The organism is bacterium, assembly GCA_030247525.1.
Taxonomy (GTDB): domain Bacteria; phylum Electryoneota; class JAOADG01; order JAOADG01; family JAOADG01; genus JAOTSC01.
On the sequence record JAOTSC010000280.1, the window covers coordinates 1 to 2,140 of the forward strand.

The window sequence follows — 2,140 nt, forward strand, 5'->3', positions numbered from 1 at the left end:
ATTCGCACGAAATAGGTTCCCGATGAAAGTTTCTTCCCATCGAAGGTCACCCGATTACTTCCAGTTTGTTGCTTTTGATTTACAAGCGTTGCGACCTCTCGGCCCGTGATATCGAATAGTCTTACGTCAACATTCCCCGGTTTCGGAAGTGAGTAGGAAATCGTGGTGGAGGAGTTAAATGGATTAGGGTAGTTTTGGTGAAGGGTGAAAGCTGTCGGTATCGAAGTTGGCTCAATGGTAACCGAAGTCGTATCGAACCGGAGTTTGGCGATGAAACAATCCGACCAAATGTTAAACGAAGTGTCGAACGCTCCGGATGTCCTAGGGAAATTGTTGTAGTACCCTGCACTCTGGTAAGTATCGCCAAATAAAATGACCGCACCACTCGAATCTCTGATGATGTCGCCACGCGGTTGATCGCTGCCGCCGCCACCCAAGTAGGTGCTGTATAACAGTCGCGATCCAGTGGAATCTAAGTAACTAAGAAAACAGTCATCGAACCCTCCATTAAAGGAGAAATTGAAAGCATTGGAAGTCGTTGGAAAATCACTACTTGCTGTACTACCAAATACAAGTGCTCCACCATTGCCGTCATTTGTGATTTGATAACAGGATGAACCTGCACCAATATGATTTGGTGTTCCACCAATGAAGGTGCTATAAATAAGTTGCGAACCGGTATTGTCCAATCTTGTGACAAAACCGTCGTCAACTTCGTCAACCTTTGACGTATCGAATGCATTGGCTGTTGTCGGATAATTTGCGCTAAAGGTGCGCCCACCGACGATAACGCCACCCCGATTATCGCTTGTTAACGAACTTTCGTAATCTTCATCATGTCCGCCAAGATAGGAGGAATAGATCAATCGCGATTCGCTGAGACGAAACTTCAACACGAAACAATCGCCGATGTTACCAGTACCATGACCGTTGTAGGTCGTATCGAAGGCATTCGGCGTTACCGGAAAGTCGCTGCTGTTCGTCGTTCCGGTAATCACGAAGTCGCCGTTCGCTTCGCGGATGAAATCGCTACAATAGTCGTTACGGGAACCGCCGAAAAACGTACTGTACAGCAATTGCGTCCCGTTACCATTCAATTGGGCGAAAAACCCGTCGTTAGTGCCACCGTTAAAAGTCGGATCGTATGCGTTGGGGGTTGACGGGAAGTCCGAGTTAGCGGATCCAATCACGAAACAACCTCCTGCCCCATCGGAGATTAATTGGGGACATCCGCTGATATGATGTCCCCCTAAGTAGGTGCCGAAGAGAAGTGCCGAACCAGAGTTATCCAATTTGGCTATAAAGTACTCGTCGGGACCACCGTTGTAAGTGCGGCTGTAGACCCCGGTAGTGGTGGGAAAGTTTGCGCTATTCGTTTGTCCCGAAACAATCAGACCGAAGCTACCATCAGTGATAATCGCACCGTAACATTCGTCGCCGAAACCGCCTAAATATGTACTGAAAATTAGTTGCGATCCGTTGTTGTTTAACTGAGTGACAAAAATATCGAAACCGCCGCTGATCGATGGGTCGTAACACCCGGCGGTGATTGGGAAGTCAAATGATTCGGTGTTTCCAATCAGGTAGACTCCACCCTGTCCGTCGCTGGCAATGCCATACGCGTAATCGTTCTCGCTACCCCCTAAAGCGGTACTGTAGATGAGGGGATCAATGCGTAAGGAATGGTCGGGATTGTAACCGTTTGGGAGTGTGATTCCGAATATGTTTTTGTCGGTGAGTTGGAATGCTGCTTCGATTTCATTACGAGTACCATTCGCTGACACTTGATACACACTTGGCAGCGCCGTTCGCAATTCTCCCAATGATGTTGGAAGGAGAAGTTCGGGGACAGGGAGCCGGGAACAGGGGACAGTGGCTCGGGATTCGGGACTCGGGGTTCGAGAAGTAGTTCCTCCAGTGGTTCGTGAATCGCGAAGCAGGTCACGAACAATCTCTGCGGGCGTGCGCGGCACGCCCCTACTGTTCCCTGTCTCCGGTTCCCTGTTCCCGTTAACCAAATGGGATTGCTTCGTCGCTGCGCTGCCTCGCAATGACAATCCAGTTTCTTGAGCCCCGAACCCCGAAATCCGATCCCCCTCTAACCCCTTCACAGACATTCGAACTTGACTGGGATCGAAAC

Annotated in this window: 1 protein-coding gene; it reads right to left on the bottom strand. The window is 49.5% G+C overall.

Annotated elements, in window-relative coordinates:
• A partial coding sequence (locus tag OEM52_14960; protein MDK9701434.1) for a T9SS type A sorting domain-containing protein occupies window positions 1-1,973 on the bottom strand: 1,973 nt, incomplete at its 3' end.
• Between the last annotated feature and the right edge of the window lie 167 nt (window positions 1,974-2,140).